The sequence below is a fragment of the Ruegeria sp. N11 genome (assembly GCF_056531525.1).
Genome location: NZ_JBQFLX010000032.1, coordinates 1 through 18,448, shown reverse-complemented (window position 1 = coordinate 18,448; position 18,448 = coordinate 1). Strand labels below are relative to the sequence as shown.

General features: G+C 54.2%; 17 protein-coding genes. 9 read left to right on the top strand and 8 right to left on the bottom strand.

Going from position 1 to position 18,448, the window contains the following annotated elements; genetic code table 11:
* Positions 1-129 precede the first annotated feature (129 nt).
* From ACR0J8_RS22760 to gltS, 5 genes are all read left to right on the top strand, one after another.
* Entirely contained in the window at positions 130-1,395 is a 1,266-nt protein-coding gene (locus tag ACR0J8_RS22760; RefSeq protein ID WP_480713953.1) for an MFS transporter, read from the top strand.
* A gap of 176 nt (positions 1,396-1,571) precedes the next feature.
* Positions 1,572-2,702 carry a patatin-like phospholipase family protein gene (locus tag ACR0J8_RS22755; protein WP_480892497.1) on the top strand — a complete coding sequence of 377 codons (1,131 nt, stop codon included), beginning with the start codon at positions 1,572-1,574 and terminating at the stop codon, positions 2,700-2,702.
* Between the two features lie 88 nt (positions 2,703-2,790).
* Positions 2,791-3,231 carry a hypothetical protein gene (locus tag ACR0J8_RS22750; protein WP_170682580.1) on the top strand — a complete coding sequence of 147 codons (441 nt, stop codon included), beginning with the start codon at positions 2,791-2,793 and terminating at the stop codon, positions 3,229-3,231.
* Positions 3,232-3,415: 184 nt separating this feature from the next.
* On the top strand, positions 3,416-3,529 hold the full coding sequence (locus ACR0J8_RS22745) for a hypothetical protein (protein ID WP_480442377.1): 114 nt from the start codon (positions 3,416-3,418) through the stop codon (positions 3,527-3,529).
* Complete coding sequence (gltS, locus tag ACR0J8_RS22740; protein ID WP_480892494.1) at positions 3,514-4,749, top strand: sodium/glutamate symporter; 1,236 nt, start codon at positions 3,514-3,516, stop codon at positions 4,747-4,749. Before ACR0J8_RS22745 ends, gltS begins: the two co-directional genes overlap by 16 nt.
* A gap of 84 nt (positions 4,750-4,833) precedes the next feature.
* On the opposite strand, the gene ACR0J8_RS22735 is transcribed toward gltS, so the two are convergent.
* The 3 genes from ACR0J8_RS22735 to ACR0J8_RS22725 form a co-directional block, all read right to left on the bottom strand.
* On the bottom strand, positions 4,834-6,288 hold the full coding sequence (locus ACR0J8_RS22735) for a GntP family permease (protein WP_480892491.1): 1,455 nt from the start codon (positions 6,286-6,288) through the stop codon (positions 4,834-4,836).
* Positions 6,285-7,352 (bottom strand): patatin-like phospholipase family protein, encoded by a 1,068-nt coding sequence (locus ACR0J8_RS22730; RefSeq protein ID WP_480892489.1) that lies wholly within the window; start codon positions 7,350-7,352, stop codon positions 6,285-6,287. Before ACR0J8_RS22730 ends, ACR0J8_RS22735 begins: the two co-directional genes overlap by 4 nt.
* Positions 7,353-7,743: 391 nt before the next feature.
* Positions 7,744-7,941 (bottom strand): hypothetical protein, encoded by a 198-nt coding sequence (locus ACR0J8_RS22725; protein WP_480892486.1) that lies wholly within the window; start codon positions 7,939-7,941, stop codon positions 7,744-7,746.
* 22 nt (positions 7,942-7,963) lie between these two features.
* Here ACR0J8_RS22725 and ACR0J8_RS22720 point away from each other — a divergent pair, with 22 nt between their 5' ends.
* Positions 7,964-9,595, top strand: a complete 1,632-nt coding sequence (locus tag ACR0J8_RS22720; RefSeq protein ID WP_480527765.1) for a bifunctional aspartate transaminase/aspartate 4-decarboxylase — start codon at positions 7,964-7,966, stop codon at positions 9,593-9,595.
* A gap of 120 nt (positions 9,596-9,715) precedes the next feature.
* Here ACR0J8_RS22720 and aspT read toward each other — a convergent pair whose 3' ends face one another.
* The 5 genes from aspT to ACR0J8_RS22695 all read right to left on the bottom strand — a co-directional run bounded on the left by aspT (position 9,716) and on the right by ACR0J8_RS22695 (position 16,062).
* Positions 9,716-11,416, bottom strand: coding sequence for an aspartate-alanine antiporter (gene aspT / locus ACR0J8_RS22715; protein ID WP_480527766.1), 1,701 nt, complete (start codon positions 11,414-11,416; stop codon positions 9,716-9,718).
* A 396-nt stretch (positions 11,417-11,812) separates the two neighbouring features.
* Positions 11,813-12,814: a cytochrome d ubiquinol oxidase subunit II gene (cydB, locus tag ACR0J8_RS22710; protein WP_480527768.1), complete on the bottom strand. Its 1,002-nt coding sequence runs from the start codon at positions 12,812-12,814 to the stop codon at positions 11,813-11,815.
* A complete protein-coding gene (locus ACR0J8_RS22705; RefSeq protein WP_480892481.1) occupies positions 12,814-14,196 on the bottom strand; it encodes a cytochrome ubiquinol oxidase subunit I in 1,383 nt (460 codons plus the stop codon). The genes cydB and ACR0J8_RS22705 overlap by 1 nt, the downstream gene beginning before the upstream one ends.
* A 423-nt stretch (positions 14,197-14,619) precedes the next feature.
* The gene (locus tag ACR0J8_RS22700; RefSeq protein WP_480527772.1) at positions 14,620-14,901 is read right to left on the bottom strand and encodes a hypothetical protein; all 282 of its coding nucleotides are present in this window, start codon (positions 14,899-14,901) and stop codon (positions 14,620-14,622) included.
* A 153-nt stretch (positions 14,902-15,054) separates the two neighbouring features.
* The gene (locus tag ACR0J8_RS22695) at positions 15,055-16,062 is read right to left on the bottom strand and encodes a helix-turn-helix domain-containing protein (protein ID WP_480527773.1); all 1,008 of its coding nucleotides are present in this window, start codon (positions 16,060-16,062) and stop codon (positions 15,055-15,057) included.
* A 136-nt stretch (positions 16,063-16,198) separates the two neighbouring features.
* Between ACR0J8_RS22695 and ACR0J8_RS22690 the strand changes: the two genes are divergently transcribed.
* The 3 genes from ACR0J8_RS22690 (at position 16,199) to ACR0J8_RS22680 (ending at position 18,052) form a co-directional block, all read left to right on the top strand.
* Positions 16,199-16,396 (top strand): hypothetical protein, encoded by a 198-nt coding sequence (locus tag ACR0J8_RS22690; protein WP_480527775.1) that lies wholly within the window; start codon positions 16,199-16,201, stop codon positions 16,394-16,396.
* Positions 16,397-16,478: 82 nt separating this feature from the next.
* Entirely contained in the window at positions 16,479-16,838 is a 360-nt protein-coding gene (locus tag ACR0J8_RS22685) for a hypothetical protein (RefSeq protein ID WP_480892477.1), read from the top strand.
* Positions 16,835-18,052 (top strand): HlyD family secretion protein, encoded by a 1,218-nt coding sequence (locus ACR0J8_RS22680; RefSeq protein ID WP_480527778.1) that lies wholly within the window; start codon positions 16,835-16,837, stop codon positions 18,050-18,052. Before ACR0J8_RS22685 ends, ACR0J8_RS22680 begins: the two co-directional genes overlap by 4 nt.
* Positions 18,053-18,448 lie beyond the last annotated feature (396 nt).

The window sequence follows — 18,448 nt, the reverse complement described above, 5'->3', positions numbered from 1 at the left end:
TCAAGCGGTTTTCGATTTCAGTAGAACTCAGAGCTACAGTTTTTTGGGATGCGGCGCATATTTCAGGGAGATACTGCGCATCTACTTGAGTAGATGTGAGAAGTAGCAAAAACTTGAAGGTAGGGTGTGTTGGCAATTAGAAAACAAGTTCTCAATCTTCAGTCTCTCTTCATAGCAATGGCTGCTGTGCAATTGGCTACTGCTGGATCTGGCACTTTGGTTCCACTTGCGTTTTCTGAAATTGGGGCATCTCAAGAAGCTGCTTCCGTGGCGGCGTCGGCATATTCGGCGGGATTCTTAGTCGGCTGCTTTGTCGTGGCCAGATCCATTGTCGATTTTGGGCATATCCGTGCATTTGCGTTTGGGGCTGCTATCGCGATAGCTGTGGCGATACTATTTTCTGTTTCTACCAGCACCTCTTTTCTTATCTTTTTGCGTTTCCTGGCCGGTTTGGCGACTGCAGGGCTGTTTTCGATCGGCGACACTTGGTTGAATGAGACCGCAGCGGAAAAGACCCGTGGGAGTGTCCTCGCAGTCTATTCGATTGTCGTAGGCATCGTCGCGGTATTCAGTCAGTTTTTAGTTTTTGTAGTGCCTGGTGATATCCGAGAGGCATTCGTCTATGTCGCATTATTTTACTGCATTTCTATAATGGTTATCTCGACTACTCGATCAACGCCGCCCAACAATGACGCCCCGGTACCAATTAGGGTGCGCGGATTGTTCAAAGATGCACCGGCTGCGGCTGTCGGTGCTTTTGCTATAGGTATGGTGTCGACAACGCTGTTGAGCGTGGTTCCCTACAGCGCTGCCCAGCTTGGGATAGAGATCATAAATGTGGCCATTATGGTCGCATTAATCTACTTCGGACGTGTTCTTTTTCAGTTTCCGCTTGGTCGGCTATCCGACAAGATGGATCGCCGGATAGTAATCTTGATTGCATCGGTCACTGCAACATTTGTTCTTTTTGTCATGGGGGTTCTCGTCGATGTGGATTACGACCATAGCGCCAATTCATTCGACTACAACTCAATCGGTTTCGTGGTCCTTTCCATCATATTGGTGTTGCTGGGTGGTAGCTTGCTCACCCTTTATTCTTTGCTTGTAGCGCACGCGTTGGACCGAACGGTTCCGGTCTTTGTGTCTTCGGCGGCGGTAACTATGCTATTGGTTTGGACTTTAGGATCCATAACTGGCCCCCTGATCGCGAATGCCGCTACCACCTACTTCGGTGACATCGCGCTCTATTGGGTGAATTTTGCGGTCATGCTCTGTTTTGCTTTGTATTTGGGAAAAAGGGTATGGTCAGTTGAGCCTGTGTCTCGTGCTGAGCAGACATCTCACACCGACGTCCTACCAACCAGTACAGAAATGGCCCCTTCCGAGAAACGTTAATACCATGAAAATCAAGTTCTTTTTGTTGAGCTCAATTTGAAGGCGACTAATGCGATGGGAGCACACACAGCGCACCTTAGATCAAAACCACGATCAAAAGACGTGGTCCATGTTAATGATATTGGCGTTTGTCCTGGCCTAGTCCAAGTCAGATAGTTGTGGGGGAGACGGGACGCATGAATTGGAGAAAACTCTTTGTTTTTCTGCTACTTTTTCAAGCGGCTTGCTCAAGTATTTCAAGGACCCCAGTAAGCGCAACGGATCTCCAGAACCCGCAAGTCCCACGCATCGAAGGTGCTCGTTATTGGGCTGATATTGCTCCGGCCAATATAAGCGAGCTTCTAGAAACCGCTCTGCGCCAGCGACAAGCATCGGGGGTTTCGTCAGATTACACACTAACGCTGTCGGGGGGTGGCGAAGATGGAGCCTTCGCCGCCGGTATTCTTACCGCATGGAGCGAAGCCGGCACTCGCCCTGAGTTCATGGCGGTCACAGGGGTCTCCACAGGTGCGTTGGCTGCGCCCTTTGCGTTCTTGGGCAGCAATTATGACGGTGAGCTAAAAAACCTATACGGTGGACTGCCACCGTCCCGAATTTTCAGAGGAAGGTTCGTTACTGGGATCCTGAGCGGCGCTTCTGTGAAGAGTTCTGATCCACTAAGGCGACTTATAGAAAGCTACATTACTGACGATTTCCTAGCAAAAATTGCCAACGAACATCGTCGCGGCCGGCGCTTGCTGGTTCAATCGGTCAGCTTGGACGCACAAAGGCCAGTGCTTTGGGACCTAGGCGTCATCGCAAATAGCGGGGCAGCAAACGCAAAAAAGGTGTTCGTAGACGTGCTGCTAGCCTCAGCCTCAATACCAGGCGTTTTCCCTCCCGTTTTGATCGACGTCGAAACTCAGGATGGTGTTCGGGATGAACTTCACGTTGATGGTGGTGTCTATTCTCAGACCGCTTACGTGCCTGGATGGGATATCCCAAGAAAATATGCTCGCGGTGGCAAGCTATATGCGATCCGAAACGGCAAAGTTGAGCCAGAACTTAGAGTAACAAAACCGGGGGTTTTCCAAGTATCTGCACGCTCGCTTTCTACACTTATTAAAGCACAAGGCGTAGATGATCTCACGATTGCGTACAAACTAAGCCTTCAGAGAGGCGCTGAATACCAAGCCGCTTGGATCGGGACGGACTTCGACTATCCTCTAGCTGAGCCGTTCGATCCAGAGTATATGCGAGCGCTGTTTGATTACGGTTATCAGCGTTTTAAGTCGGGGACACTTTGGAGCGATCATCCGCCACGGTAAACCACAGAGGCTTCATGTCGCTAACGGGAACCTTGCTTAAGTCGACTTGCCAGTTGAACCACAACCATTAAAGTATTTGACTATGTCGATGAGTGAAACTGAGCGCAATCGGTTGCGTCTTTGGCGCCGCTGGCAAGTTACGTTTGATCATTTCAAGTATCCTCCCCCTATGCAGAGGGTGCATCAAGCACTTGTTATTCACCCTCAACCTTGGACAACGCGCGGTTTAGCCAAATACACAAACCTGCCTCAGACCAGCGTAAGACGACAGTTAAAGCTCTTAGCTGACCCGAACTTGCAGCGTGTTGACGATGGGTTTCAAATCACTGAGTTGGGATTGGCTCTAAACTGGACCGTGCATCGCGAACTCAAAAAGTTCGTCCGAGGGGGGCATCGTTTCAGCCAAAAACTTATTTCTGCACACAAGCAATCAACTGGAATGAACGGTGCCGGTGGGGCTGATTATGAATGGCTCGCCACGCATGTCTGGTGGCCGGTAATAGAGGCGCCGGAAATTCTGGACGCGTAGGTTGTTGGTTTGTTTTGTCCCCAAGTCCTTTGCGGCGAACGAACTCACTCCAAGTGTGCTAAGAAAAAAAGCTACTTGTGGCAAAGAGGTGTTGGGAATGGCGAAGAATAAGAAGATCTCTAAATAGTGCTATGAGACAGAACTGAAAAGGCTGCAGGTAGAGCTTTGCCACCTCCAAGGTTGAGTGCAGCAAACCAAAGCGAGAGTTGTCGTAGTTTTCGAAGGACGCGATGCCGCTGCAAAAGGTGGGGTTAGTCGCGCAGCGAAGTTAGGAGGCTGTTCATGGCAGAACCGATAGTGGTTGATAGTTTTATTGCTGTGACACTGGGCATCGTCGTGTACTTTCTCGGTTCCAGGCTCACAGAGCAGTTTGAGTTTTTACGCAAGTACTCAATCCCCGAGCCGGTTTCAGGGGGCTTGCTGGCTGCACTTGTGACGCTAGGCGTGGTGACTGCGACAGGTCGAGAAGTAGTTTATGATTTGGCTTCGCGCGACTCTTTGCTGATCTATTTCTTCACCACAATTGGGCTTAATGCCAGGTTTTCGGACCTAATTAAAGGCGGACCGCTTCTGGGCCTTATGCTTGTACTGACCATTGGGTACATGTTTATCCAAAACGGAATAGGCGTTGTTGGGGCTTCACTATTTGGGTTGCCATCCCAAGCTGGTGTGATGATGGGAACTACATCTCTAATTGGTGGTCACGGTACCGCGATAGCGTGGGGCCCAGTGGTAGAAGAGCAATATGCTGTAGCGGGCGCAGCGGAACTCGGTATAGCAGCGGCGACGATCGGATTGATCATGGCGAGCCTGATAGGTGGTCCAATCGCCAGCTACTTGATCGCCCGTGACCAACTAGAACCAAGTGCGAAGGAAAAAACTGCGGCTACCAATTCCAACGAAGAAGGCAGTGGAGTGGTTGCTTCAAACGATCCAACCGGTGGTCCAACAAATCCTGGAATGATGAGAGCCATTCTTTGGACACATGTTGCAATTGTGATTGGTTACATTGCAGATGAATCGCTGGAGCTGACCGGAGCAAACTTGCCACTCTTCGTGCCATGCCTTCTTTCTGGTATTTTACTTGCAAACCTGACGCCCAGAGTTTTCCCAAAGATCAAAACACCAACGGGAACCGCTTCTTTGCAACTATTGCAAGACTTCTCGCTAGCGGTGTTTCTTTCAATGTCGCTGATGAGTATGCAACTTTGGACTTTGGCGGGTTCCGCTGGGGTTTTAGCCGTTACTATGACGCTTCAAGCTGCCGCTGCTGCTGTTTTTATCATTTTCGTTGTCTATCGAACGATGGGGCGAAACTACTTTGCTGGCGTGATGTCGGCTGGTTTCGCGGGTTTCGCTCTCGGAGCTACGCCAACGGCTATCGCAAACATGACTGCTGTGACGCACAAGTACGGCCCATCTCCGCTTGCCTTCATTGTGCTTCCGTTGGTTTCAGCTTTCTTTGTCGATATTGCTAATGCATTTATTATCCAAATGTTCGTTTCGAACCTACCTTAGGCTACGTAAAAGGCGTTCGGATGGGTGGCGATCTCTCTCCATCCGACGACGGCGCTGCGCCGAGTTTTCTGATCTTATCAGGCATTAAAACCCGCCGAAAAGTGACCCAAGCAGGATGATTGCAATCAATGCAATCATCGGCACCAGAACAGCAACTACGAATATATCACCATATGCTTCTCGATGGGTCAGTCCACAAATACCGAGCACCGTGATCACCGCACCGTTATGGGGCAAGGCGTCGAGAGCGCCCGAAGCGACAGATGTTACGCGATGCATGGCTTCCAACGAGGTATTGGTTGCGGCGGCAAGTTCGACAAATTGTGAACCTAATGCATCAAGAGCGATACTCATACCGCCAGAGGCAGAACCCGTGATCGCTGAGAGCGTCGTAACAGAAACCGCCACGGCAATAAGTGGATTGCCCTCACTCAAGCCGAGCATGGCATTTGTGATCGCCTGAAAAACCGGTAGTGCCGCTATAACGGCGCCAAAACCCACGAGACTGGCTGTGTTGAAGATCGGCAATACGGCCGCATCAGCTCCCTTGTTGAGGCTTGTTTTGACGCTTACCAGACGGGTCCAATTTGCTGCGAGCAGAAACAGGATCGAAGTGGTAAGTGCGACAATGATTGACCAAACGCCACGTACAGCCTCAATTGTTGTCTGACCAAACAACGGTTCGGCAAGATAACTGGCATCAAAACGCGGAACGGCTACTTGGATGAAGAGGAAATTAACCACGACCACAAGCACTACCGGGGTGATGGCCAGCGCGAAGCTCGGTTCAATCGTTTGAGGCGTATTGCTTGGTTCAATTTCGTTCAAGTCGAAGCCTTCGCCCTGGGATCGCGTGCGCATCTCACTGTCCAGTTCGGGAAGCACCTCATCGTGTTGTCCATATCCTTCACCGGCAGCTTCTGCACGGGACGCGCGGCGGTTGAGCCACGCCATTCCTAGAACAGCCATGATGGCGGCCGCGATGATCCCAAGACCCGGTGCGGCGAAGGCTGTGGTTCCGAAGAATGGCATCGGGATGGCGTTCTGGATCGCAGGGGTGCCAGGTAGAGCCGACATCGTGAAAGTGAACGCGCCAAGCGCGAGCGCTCCGGGAATAAGCCGTTTGGGAATATCCGCGTCACGGAAGAGAGCGGCTGCGATCGGATAGATCGCGAATGCCACCACGAAGAGCGAGACCCCACCGTAGGTTAGTACGCCACAGCACAAGACGACCGCCAGAATGGCTTTGTCAGTGCCAAGCTTGGAGATCACCCAATGTGCGATCGAACGCGCCGAGCCGCTGTCGTCCATTAGCTTGCCGAATATTGCACCAAGAAAGAACAGAGGAAAAAACGAAATGATGAAATCGCCTGTATTCGTCATGAATATCTGCGTGAAGCTGGCCAGCAGCGGCAATGCGCCCGTCAAAGCAGCTGCCAGCAAAGCAAGGAGCGGCGCCAATATCAGCAGTGTGACACCGCGGAACGCAAAGTACATGAGCAAAAAGAGCGAGAGTAGAACAGAGGCTATCTCCATCATTTCTTGGCCTCCCGATCGGTACCTTCGGCCAGATGCGCCGGCTGGAGGCTTTCTTCAAAAATCTCTCTAGGCCGCCACGTTGAGGTCTTTCCAACGTCTGGCCACTCTGAGTTCACCCACTCGTCAGCAGTTTTACGCCCGATTTCGAAAAGGTAGTCCAGAAAGGCCATCTCGGCGTTCATCTTGCTGGACACGCCGAGGTCACACATAGCCCCGGATGCATGGATCCTGTGCAAGCGCCCATCGCGGTAAGCCGCGCGATCCAGATTGTCGTGTTCTATAATCTCCCAAAGGAACCCTAGAGAGCGTAATTCTTTCATCAAGCTGGCGTTGAACGTAATTTCATTAAGGCGATTTTCGATCTCATAGGGCGTTGTGGGAATTTCCGCGCGTTCGAACGGATTAATTTGAACAATGACAATGTCTCGCGCCTCGGTCTCGTCCACCAAGGGGAAGAGCGGTGGATTACCCATGTAACCGCCATCCCAATACGCTTCTCCGTCAATTTCCACAGCTTTGAAGACATGTGGAAGGCAGGCCGACGCCATGACCGCATCTGCACTTAGATCGGGTTGGCGAAAGACTTTGGGGCGCCCGGTCCGCACATTTGTAGCGGACAGAAAGATGCGCGGCCCTTCTGCTGAATTGATGGCTTCAAAATCAAAACAGTTCCGCACAAGGTCCCGTAAGGGATTAATGTTGAGCGGATTGAACTGGTATGGTGACGCCATTTGACGCGTAAACTGGGAAATGATGAAGCCGGGAGAATGCTCCAGGCTCCAATCGCCTCGTAACCTGTTCCACAAAGTTCGTTTGTATGGACTCGCCCTGCTGGCCCGACTCACCTGTGTCCAATAGTGCCTAAGCAAGTTGCGAGCACCCTCAGGCCCAGCCTGTGTTAGGCCCTGTGCCAGGGCGACGGCATTCATTGCCCCGGCACTGGTGCCAGAAATGCCAACTATTTCAAGATCTTCAAGCTGCAGCAATCGATCCAGAACGCCCCAAGTGAAAGCGCCATGCGATCCACCACCCTGAAGAGCGATATCTATTTTTTTCTTAGGCACAACCGAAGCTCCATGAGACTTTATCGCACATGCACCATCACTATGCCGCATTGCAGCAATTGCTTAAAGCAAAAGAAACGGAATGCTTTGTTTGTCGCATTTTAGTGACCGCTTCGGTCTCGAAACAGTCATCTGACTGTTTCTGTCGGATGTCCGTTCACCAGCGCGAAGCGGACGATCAGCTTAAGTTAACAAGCCTAAACACATGACAAGTGCCTAAGAAGAAACTGAAAAAGTATCTGAACTACGCCTATGCAGAACAAAAGAGCAGAGACTGCAAGCATCGTTGGTATCCTGCTCCCGCAACCAGCGTCGGAATATCTCAAAGCAGCCCGTTCAGACTACAATTGATCCCCCGGATCAATTGCTTAACGTCTTCACCTCGTCAGGCTCATAACCTGAAGGTCGCAGGTTCAAATCCTGCTCCCGCAACCACTTTTACCGAACCAGCCGCCGCAAGGCGGCTTTTGTCGTTCTGGACCAACCCAATCATCGCCGCCAGGGCACCCTCCAAATCAATCTGCACGCCACAGCATTGTTTACACAGGCACAACTCATTGCGTACGATCCGGTCGAATATTTCCGACATTATAAACAAAGGGTTTGATGCCATGCCAGATACGCTGGACCTGCATAAGTACGAAAATCTAAGTCCTTTCCAAATCAAAGACGAACTCATCAAGCTGGCACAGAAAGAGTCGCGCCAGATGGCTCTTCCCTATCTGAATGCGGGACGTGGCAACCCCAACTGGATCGCAACAAAGGCACGCGAGGCGTTTTTTCTTCTGGGTCAATTCGCGATGACCGAAGCGCAGCGCCATCGCAATGAACAGCAGGTCGGTTTGGCCGGAATGCCGCAGGGGGATGGATGCTATGACCGGCTCAAGACGTATTGTGCGGATTCGAGAGATAAGAATGGCCCTCCGGGTGCGGACACTCTGGTTGATGTGGTGGACTTCGCGATTGAGAAGTTCGGCTTTGTCCCTGACGATTTTGTATTGGAACTGACCGACGGCATTGTCGGTGACCACTACCCAATGCCTGACCGGTGCATGATGCACAACGAGGCGATCGTCCATGAATACGTGATGTGGGCGATGTGCGCCGGTTTCCGGCCCGACGCGAAATTCGACATTTACGCGGTCGAGGGCGGCACGGCTGCGATGTGCTACATCTTCAAGGCGCTCAAGAACCAACGTCTGCTGAATGCGGGTGACACCATCGCATTGGGTACCCCGATATTCACGCCTTATCTGGAAATGCCGGTGCTCGAGGATTATGGGCTGAATGTCGTGGATGTGTCCTCGGCCGAGAAAGATCACTTTCAACTGACTGATGACGACCACGAGCAACTGGCCGATCCGAAGGTCAAGGCGCTGTTTCTGGTCAACCCAGGCAACCCGTCTTCGGTCGCGATCAGTTCCGAGGTCATGGCCCGGTTGGTCGAATTCGTCAAAACTCGTCGCCCTGATCTGATCATCCTTACGGATGACGTCTATGGTACCTTCGTTCCGAACTTCCAGTCGGTGATGGGGCATCTGCCCGAGAACACGATCGGGGTTTATTCCTTTTCAAAGTACTTCGGCTGCACCGGCTGGCGTCTTGGCGCAATCCTGGTGGCCGAAAACAACATCTTCGACAGGATGATTGCCGAGGCGCCGGCCGAGACAAAGGCCGTGGTCAACGCGCGGTATCAGACCCTGACCCCGGATCCTTCGTCCTTCAAGTTTATCGACCGCATTGTGGCCGACAGCCGCGATGTGGCACTGAACCACACGGCGGGGCTGTCATTGCCGCAGCAAGTGATGATGACGCTGTTTTCGCTGGTCGAACTGATGGATGAACAGAAAGGCTATCAGAAATTCTGCTGGGGTATCCTGAAACACCGCTTTGACGAGTTGGTCGAAGGCTTGGGCATTGAAGTGCCCGACAACCCGTTGTTCGACAAATACTACGGCATCATCGATTTCGAGTTCTGGCTTCGGAAATACGTGGGCGAAGAGGTGGTTGCCTGGATCAAAGACAACGTCCACCCCCTCGATATATCCTTCAAGCTGGCACAGGATCACGGGATTGTTCTGCTGAACGGATCGGGTTTTGATGCCCCCAACTGGTCGGCGCGGGTGTCCTTTGCCAACCTGGACGACAGCGCGTATCGGCAGATTGGTCGCGCGGTCCGGGCCGTGGCCGTTGGCTATGTGCAAGCGTATCGCGCGTCGAAAGGGTTGCCGTTACACGGCTAGGTGCGGGCACAAGAAGCTAAGCGGGCAAAGCTTTGGCCATCTCCCTGCCCGACGATACTTTGCAGCCTACCCATCAGCTATGTGTCGCCGCGCTTCGGGGCCGTGTTCCTAAGGATCGGCCTAGGGAACAAATGCCACGACCAGCGGTCCCCAGAGGGTCAGGAAGATGTTTGCCACGGCGTAGGTCATTGTAAAGGCGGGCGTTGGGGTCGCATTGCCCGTCTTTTCCAGCAGCGTTGCAAAACCCGGATTGCCTGAGCGTGAACCGGTTACAACGGCGCAGCCCTCGACCGGGTTCTTGATGCGCAGGACGAAATAGTTGATCGGGAATTGTACGATCATCGGCATCAACGTCACCAGGATTCCCAGAAGCAGGAGGGTGATGCCGTACTCCTGAATCGCTTCCAGCGCGGGTTGCCCGGCATTCAGGCCGACGACACCCACGAAAACGGCCAATCCGAAACTTTGAAGGAAATTCGCCGCACCCCGATTAATGCCGCCAATCTTGGGTCGTCTGATGCGCAAATAGCCAATGATCAGCCCCGTTACGAGGCATCCGAGCCCCGAGCCCAGTGCCACTTTGGTACCCGCGATATCAAAGCTGATCTCGCCGATCAGATAACCGATCGCCACACCGATCCCCAACGCCACGAAATTCGTGACCGAGGCCGACGGAGGCACATAGCCCGCAAGCTTTGAAACCCGGTTCAGATCGTCCTTGTGGCCGACGATACTGATCTCGTCGCCCGCATGGATTTCGGTATTTTGCAGAACCGGTATGTCATGGCCCATTCGGGTGATTTTCGAGATATGGACACCGCGCCGCTGATCCGCTGTAAGCGCCGCGCGCAGTTCGGCAAGGGTTTTGCCGGTCAGTTTGCGGTTGGTGACCACAACGTTGCGACGCTCTTCCACAACTGTCAGCTCCGGCGGATACTCTCCGATTTCACCACTGACAGTGCCTTCGAATTGAGTGAGAGTTGCGACAAGGCCTGAGACAACGATGACATCTCCGGCGTTGACCGACGTCTCCGGCGTTGGATCGACGGGAGCACCATTTTGCAGCAACCGTTCGACCACAAGATCGCCCTGGTAACCGCTCTCAATGTCCTTAACCGGTTTTCCAACAATGGCCGCATCGGCGTTCACCTGGTATGCCCGGGCTTCAAAGCGGTTCATTGGAAGGAACTCGCCTTCTTCCAGCTTGTGACCACCACCGCTGAGTTTCTGAGCCAGCTTGATAGCTTCTTGTCGCAGATCAACGCGCATTATGATCGGGATGACACTGACAGCCAGAATTGGACCGATTGAGCCAAAGATATAGGTAACCGAGTAACCCACAGCGATGTTTGTCTTGAGCTTTTCGGCTTCATCCGATGCCAGACCCAGCAGATCGATAGCGTTTCCTGCGGTTCCGATAATGGCCGATTGAGTCAGCCCGCCAGCCGCCAGACCCGCAGCCAGTCCTTTGTCCAGTCCCGCCAGTCTGGCCACGACGACAACAAAGAACAATCCCCACAAGGTCATCATAAAGGCGGCCAATAGTTTGGTCAGCGCCGTCCGGTTCAATGCTGCGAAAAACTGAGGGCCTCCGTTGTAGCCCACCATGAAGATAAACAATGAAAAAAAGACGTTCTGAACATCCGCGCTCAGGTTTATACCGCCAATCTGTCCGACAAATACGGCCACAAGCAAAGTGCCCGCTATGCCGCCCAGCTCAAACTTGCCGACCCGGAATTTCCCGACTCCGTATCCCAGACCCAGACACAAAAAAAGCGCCATTATCGGAAAGGCGCGTAGTTGTTCAGTGATCAATTCCATCATCAAACCCCTGGGCTTCTACACAGCTCGAGCCGGCACTGCTCGTGACGTCTCAGCACATTGAAAAGACAATAGATTTAAACTCATTCCGCTATGTCGCTGACAGGTAAGCATCGAGAGAGAGTTCTGTCAAATTCTGGCGTTCAACAAAACCAAATGAGGGCTTTCACCCTCTTTGACTGAATTCAGCGCCAAAACGAACGCCTCAGGACACTCCGGTCCGGATCGATGGGCCCGACAGCGCTGTTCCAGATCGGCGACTTTAGCCCAAAAGGGTTCGGGCAGGTTCCATGGGTTTTCACGGGATAAACAACCGGATAAAAAACGCGACAGATGCCAGGCACACAACGCTGCTGAACCAGATCGCGCCGAACCAGAAAACTCGGTTTAGGGTTTTCAATGGTAACTCTCCTCTGGATCAATCTTCCCGCGGAAAACCCAGTACGTGTAAGCAGTGTAAGCCAGAATTACAGGCAGCAGAATGACGGCTCCGACGAGTGCGAAAGCCAAACTGTTGTCCGGCGCTGCGGCTTCAGTAATCGTGAGGCTTGGGGGTATCATATAGGGATAGAAGCTGATCCCAATGCCGATGAAGCAGACGACGAACAAGCCAATGGCGCAGAAGAAGGGTCGATAATCTCGCCGATCTCTAAGGCCGCAATGCAGATTCCACGCAATGCCAGTAACAACGGCGGGTACAATCACAGAGAATGTGACACCGGGCCACGAAAACCATCTGATCAGATAAACGGGGTCCTGGAACGGGGTTAGAAGGCTGACAAGACCGATCAACCCGAGCGTCAAGAGCATCAGCGGTTGGGCATACCTACGCATCTGACACTGTAAGGCCCATGTGGTTTTCATATTGAGCCAGGTTGCTCCCAGCAACGCATACCCGATCACCAGGGCCACCCCGGTCAGCACTGAGAATGGTGTCAGCCAATCCCATTGTCCACCTGCGTAAAGCCGATCCTCGACCGGGATACCCTGGACCAGCGCGCCAAGCGCGATGCCTTGGCAGAAGGCTGCTACGGTTGACCCGCCGTGAAACGCGACATCCCACAGCCAGCGCCCACGCACCGTTCGCCACCGGTATTCGAAGGCCACGCCCCTGAAGACGAGCGCAAGCAGCATGATGATGATCGGCATGTAGATTGCGGGCATCACCACGGAATAGGCCAGCGGGAACACGGCGAACAAACCTCCGCCGCCCATGACCAGCCAGGTTTCGTTTCCGTCCCATACCGGCGTGACCGAGTTCATCATGACATCCCGATCTTTGTCGGTTTTCGCGAAGGGGAACAGGATTCCAACTCCAAGATCGAAGCCGTCCAGGATCACATAGGTCAGAACGGCAAAGGCAATGATGCCTGCCCAGATTGTCGAGAGTTCAAGCATTACGCCGCCTCCGCCAAACTAGAGATTTCAATGGATTTGTGGCTGTGCTGAAGACCTCCGGCGGGTGGTTTTCCCATAAGGCGCAGCATGTAGAACGTGCCGGCTCCGAATACGGCGAAGTACACGACGATGAAGGCAATCAGAGAAGCTGCAACAGCAGGTGCGTCCACTGGTGAAAGGGAGTCCGATGTTCGCATCAGCCCGTACACCGTGTACGGCTGGCGCCCGACTTCGGTGGTGATCCAACCAGCCAGTACCGCCACAAACCCGCTGGGCGCCAACAGGACGGATGCCCGGTGCAACCAGCGATCTTCAATGAGGCGGCCGCGCAACCTTTGAACAAGCGACCACAAGCCGACGCCCAGCATGGCGAAGCCGATGGCGAGCATGACGCGGAAGCTGTAGAAGACGATCGCGACCGGTGGTTCTTCGTCGTCGGGAATGGTGTCCAGCCCGTCAAGCGGCGCGTTCAGATCGTGTTTCAGGATCAGCGAAGACAGCTTTGGTATTGCGATGGCGTGGTCAACGCGCTTTTCATCCTCGTTAGGAATGCCAAACAGGATCAGCGGTGCGCCTTCGGGATGACTGTCAAAGTGACCCTCCATCGCCATCACTTTCTGCGGCTGATGCTCCAGCGTGTTCAGACCATGAAGGTCGCCCGCAACGATCTGCAGAGGGGTGACCAGAACGGCCATCCACATTGCCATCGAGAACATTCGGGTGACCTCGGCCGTGCGATTACGACGTAGCAAGTGCCATGCCGCAACCCCGGCCACGACGAAGGCGGTCGTGAGATAGGCGGCAAGGACCATGTGCGTCAGGCGGTAGGGGAAGGACGGATTGAAGACAATCGACCACCAGTCAACGGGGATGAACTGCCCCAGTTCGTTGATGTCGAACCCGGCCGGGGTCTGCATCCAGGAATTGACCGATAGGATCCACGTGGCCGATATCAGCGTGCCAAGGGCGACCATCGCCGTGGCCATCATGTGCAAGACGGGACCGACGCGCTCGCGACCGAACAGCATTATGCCGAGGAAACCTGCCTCAAGGAAGAAGGCCGTCATGACTTCATAGGCCATCAGGGGACCGATCACAGGGCCTGCGGTGTCCGAGAATGTGCTCCAGTTCGTGCCGAATTGGTACGACATCACGATGCCGGACACGACACCCATCGCAAAGCCAACGGCGAAGATCTTTTTCCAGTAGTTGAAAAGGTTGAGGTAGGCGCGCTCTTTGCGCCAAAGCCAGAGACCGTTTAGGACGGCCAGGTAACTTGCGAGGCCAATGGAAAAGGCCGGGAAGATGATGTGGAACGACACAGTGAAGGCAAACTGGATACGTGCCAGGGTCTCTGCGTCGAAGTTTATGAACAGGTTCATTGCCGTGTCCTTTGGCGTTGAGTGCAATAAGCAGCAGCCACTGAAGTTGCGTCAGTTGCCGGCCCGTCGATGTCATTCAGATGAGCCGAATTTGGGGTGCAGCCTGTTTCGGTTCGTTTGGGTTCTGGACGGTTGTTTTAGGGTTTTGGACAAAACCCAGGTCGCAATGGCCAAGGCTGGGGGTTGAAATTTGAATCCGCGCCTTCAGGAAACGCGTGGCATTCGCGGGCCAAAAACAAAATTGCCACCCGGCTTGTGCGAGAGCCGGATGGCAACCTGTCAGAAACTGTGCGAGTTCTGTGAGGGGTGGTCAGTCAAGTTGCGACTGGATGCTAACAGCGCTTGTCCAAGGGAGTTTAGGCTGACCCGTCAGTTGTGTTCGGCTGTATCCCCTCCTTCTTCCGTTACACTTCAGTCATCGTTTCAGCGCTTGTGGTCTTCCTTGAAGTCATCGCGGCGCTCTTGTGCTTCATCCTGCGCGTCTTCAAAGTTGTCTTTCTGGATCGCGCCGCCGACAGCACCGACCGCAGCGCCAGCGGCAGCGCCACCCACGATGCTTTCACCGGCAATACCGGCCACGGTGGCGCCGACAACTGCGCCTTTGATCGCCTTGTCGGTGACGTAATCCGCCTGAGCGGTCACAGCCATCGTGATCAGAAGTGCGCCGGAGATCGGAGCGATAAAGAGATTTCTCGAGGTCTTCATTGGGTTCATCCTTGTTCTGGCTCGGCAACCAACGCGGCCGCCGTGTGCCATTGAACTAGGTGACACTGACGCCTGCTTTCTTTTGGAGACGGGACAAGGTTTTGTTGATCCTGGACATCTCAACTTTCTCAGGATCCCGAGGATCAGGAGAAACTAACGGCCGGCTTTACGAAATCTTGCCGGCGTCTCACCGGTCCAGCGCTTGAATGCAACCGAAAAGGCGGCCTGATCGGCAAAGCCAAGCATGAAGGCCACCCGCGCAACACCTTCGCCACTACGCAGCATGCGCTTTGAAAGGTCGCACAACGTACCTTCCAGAAGAGACTTGAAACTTGTCCCTTCAGCCGACAGACGCCTTGTCATGGTTCGGCGTGTCAGTCCAAGCTCGTCCGCAAATTCATCTCCGTTTGGAATTGGTCCTGGAAGACGTTCTCCGAGCATATCCACAATGCGGTCGGACAGGCTTTGGACGGCATCTGGTCGCGCTTTCAACTGCTCTTCACCGTGCCTGCGCAAATGTCCCAAAAGGGTCGGGTCAGCGGTTGGAATGCGAAAACTCATGGCGTTTGGCGGCAGACTCAAGGCGTATCCGGCTTTGAACCCCTCGACAGTGGTTTCCGCCAATGCGGAAAGCAAACGACAATGGGCGGCATCATCCGTTTCCAGCTCGATCGATACGGGCGCCAGCTTGCCGGAAGTGATTTGCTGAATGCGCCTGTAAAGACCGAACAATAGCAACTCGCGATGTCTGGGATATTGGTGCGCCGGGATCACATTGCTTTCCAGCGTGAGCCTTGGATGATCTGGCGCACCGACGACATCCAAACGCAGGTCGGGGTCTTGCATCGCATAAAATCGCTGAGTCATGGCCAATGCGTCATCAATCGTTTCGGCGGCCCGCACGATATATGCAAGCAGTGTTCCGGGGCCTTGTGCCGAAAGCCCGACCCGGGCCGCAAAGGTCTTATCCTCAAGTACACGGCACGCCGTCTCGACCGCTCCGGCCTCGTGCAGCAGCTCGACAGTTGAATCGGGTTCGTCGATCACGTCTTTGGGGGCTCCGGCCATTTCCAGAACCTCAGGAAACGGAATTCGGGCACCTGGCTCCTGCGCGTAAAGACGCCCGACATGCTGCAATCTGTACGCGCTGATACGTGGCACCTTTGCTTCCTCCCCTGACTGACGATCAAGCCCTGACAGTTGGGCAATTGTCCAGAAGCCAACAACAATTGTCCAGAAGCCTAAGGATCGCCCGTGTGATGACGTTTAGGTCCGGGTCATCAGAAAGGATAAGACCATGATCAATTTCGCAAGGTACTACCGCGTTTTTAAGGCGATCCGGGACACCGCCAGACAAGAGTGGTCCGGCGCCAGCATTCACGGACTGCAACCCACGGCACTTGGCGAGAAATCTCCACAAGGGCGGCGCTGGGATCCCCCTTATGCCCCGCAGGAACGGCCCTCCGAACCTTCACAGAAACCATCCGGGACCTGACGTTCCCAACAACCGAAACGCTTCGTTCGCAGCTTAGCTGCGTAAGAAAAGGACTTGAAACATGAAACCACCCGCGTTCCTGATGGCGCCCGTACTTGGCGTCATCTCAACCCCTGCTTTCGCCTCTGGCGGTGACCCCCGTTGGTGGGTTACGCCGGGCCAAACCGATACTTATGCCTGGGTTGGCCTGACCGTTTTCTTTCTGGCGATCCTATTGGTCGTACATCTCTATGCACGTTTCGACCGCTACACCGAGCATAAGGCAAGCGGCACGCCCTTGCGCACAACCATTCCGATGATGCTGACCGTGGCTTTGGCCTACGAACTGATGCCGGCCCTCAGCCATTTCAGCATTCTGCTTCCCGCTGCCCTGCTGCTGACCGCAATCGCCCGCGACTTTATGTTGTGGTGGCGCCCGTCGAATGAGGAGGCGGTAAAATGATCGAACTGCTCGTCACATCCTTCCCGTTTGTTCTGCGCGTCTTCTACCTGAAGTGGCGCGGGATGCCCGTAACTCTGTACAACGTCCACCGCGCGGTCTTCATGTGGTTTGTACTGGCGCTGATCGTATTCTTCGCCGTTTTCTACTACTACCCCAAGTCTTACACGGGCCTTGTGCCCTTCAGAACCGTACCTGTGGTTGCCGAGAACGGCGGAACCGTCACAGACGTCTATGTAAAAGGCGGCGACCGCGTAAAACCGGGTGATCCATTGTTTGCTGTCGAGAATTCGTCTGAACAAGCTGCGGTGGACTTCGCAACGCGCAAAGTTGAAGAGATCGAAAGCGCAAAACTGGCAGCCGAGCTGCAGGTTCAAACTGCGCAAGCGGTGCTGGATGCTGCGATCACCGCCAGAGAACAGGCCGAGCTGGTGCTGATGGACCACGAGGCGCTTCGGTCCAAGGGTTCCGCCGCTTTTCAGGTGAGCCAGCTGGAACGGGCGCAGGCAACTCTGGATACTCGCGAGGCGGAAGTCAAAGCCGCAGAAACGCAACTGGGTGTGGCTCAGGTCCAGGCGACTGCCGTCTTTCCGGCCCAACTTGCATCGGCACGCGCGTCGCTGAAGCAGGCCCAGGTCGAGCTGTCCAAGACTTTGACACACAGCACTGTCGACGGCGTGGTTGAACAAGTCACCCTGAATGTCGGTTCGCGCGCAGCGCAAGCAGCGATGAGCCCCGCATTGCTGATCGTACCCGACCGGAAAGATGCCGAGCGTGGACGCATTGTCGCCGGGTTCTCGCAGGTCTCGCGCACCGAATTGTACGAAGGTATGGCCGCAGAGGTTGCTTGCGAAAGCAACTTCAACATTTCGATGCGCAACACCATCCTGCCTGCTCGTATCGTGCGCATTCAGGAGCCGATTTCCTCAGGCCAGCTTGCCCCAAGCGGTCGCCTGATCGAGCCTGGCGAAAAGGCGAAACGAGGCCAGATCGTCGTGCACCTTGACCTGGTGCACCTTGAACATCGCGCCCTTCTGGTGCCAGGGAGCGGCTGCATTGTTCAGTCCTACACCACGAGTTTGGACGGCGACCTAGAGGGAACAACCGTGGCACATGCCATCCAGGCCATGGGGATCATCAAGGCTGTCGGTTTGCGGATCAAAGCATGGTTCGGCCTGACGTCAGGCATCGGCCTGATTGGTGGCGGGCACGCCTGATCGCCTTGAGGCTGTCGTCTTCATTACCAGCGGCTCCCGGCAAAGGCCGGGAGTCGTTAAGGCTGTTTTGGTCGGCCATCTCACCAATCGTTCACAAGGTCGGGGCCGATATTCGCTGCCACGCAGAGTTCCGGAACCCGGTAAATAGCCGCCCTGCAGACAATGTAGCCACTCAGAACAAATCAGAACTTTCTCAACCACGCACATGCCTCACTATTAAATTTTGCTTGTCCTCCTTGACGGACCACTGCGCCAAATGCTGCCATGGGCGGGCATTCGGCCGGCCTGGGAGGCTCAAATGAAATTTTTTTCTGACATCGACAGCAATTGTTTCTGTCGCATTCTGTGCGACCTCTTCCAATGCTCAGGAGGCCGCACAAGGTGGGCAGGTCGGGG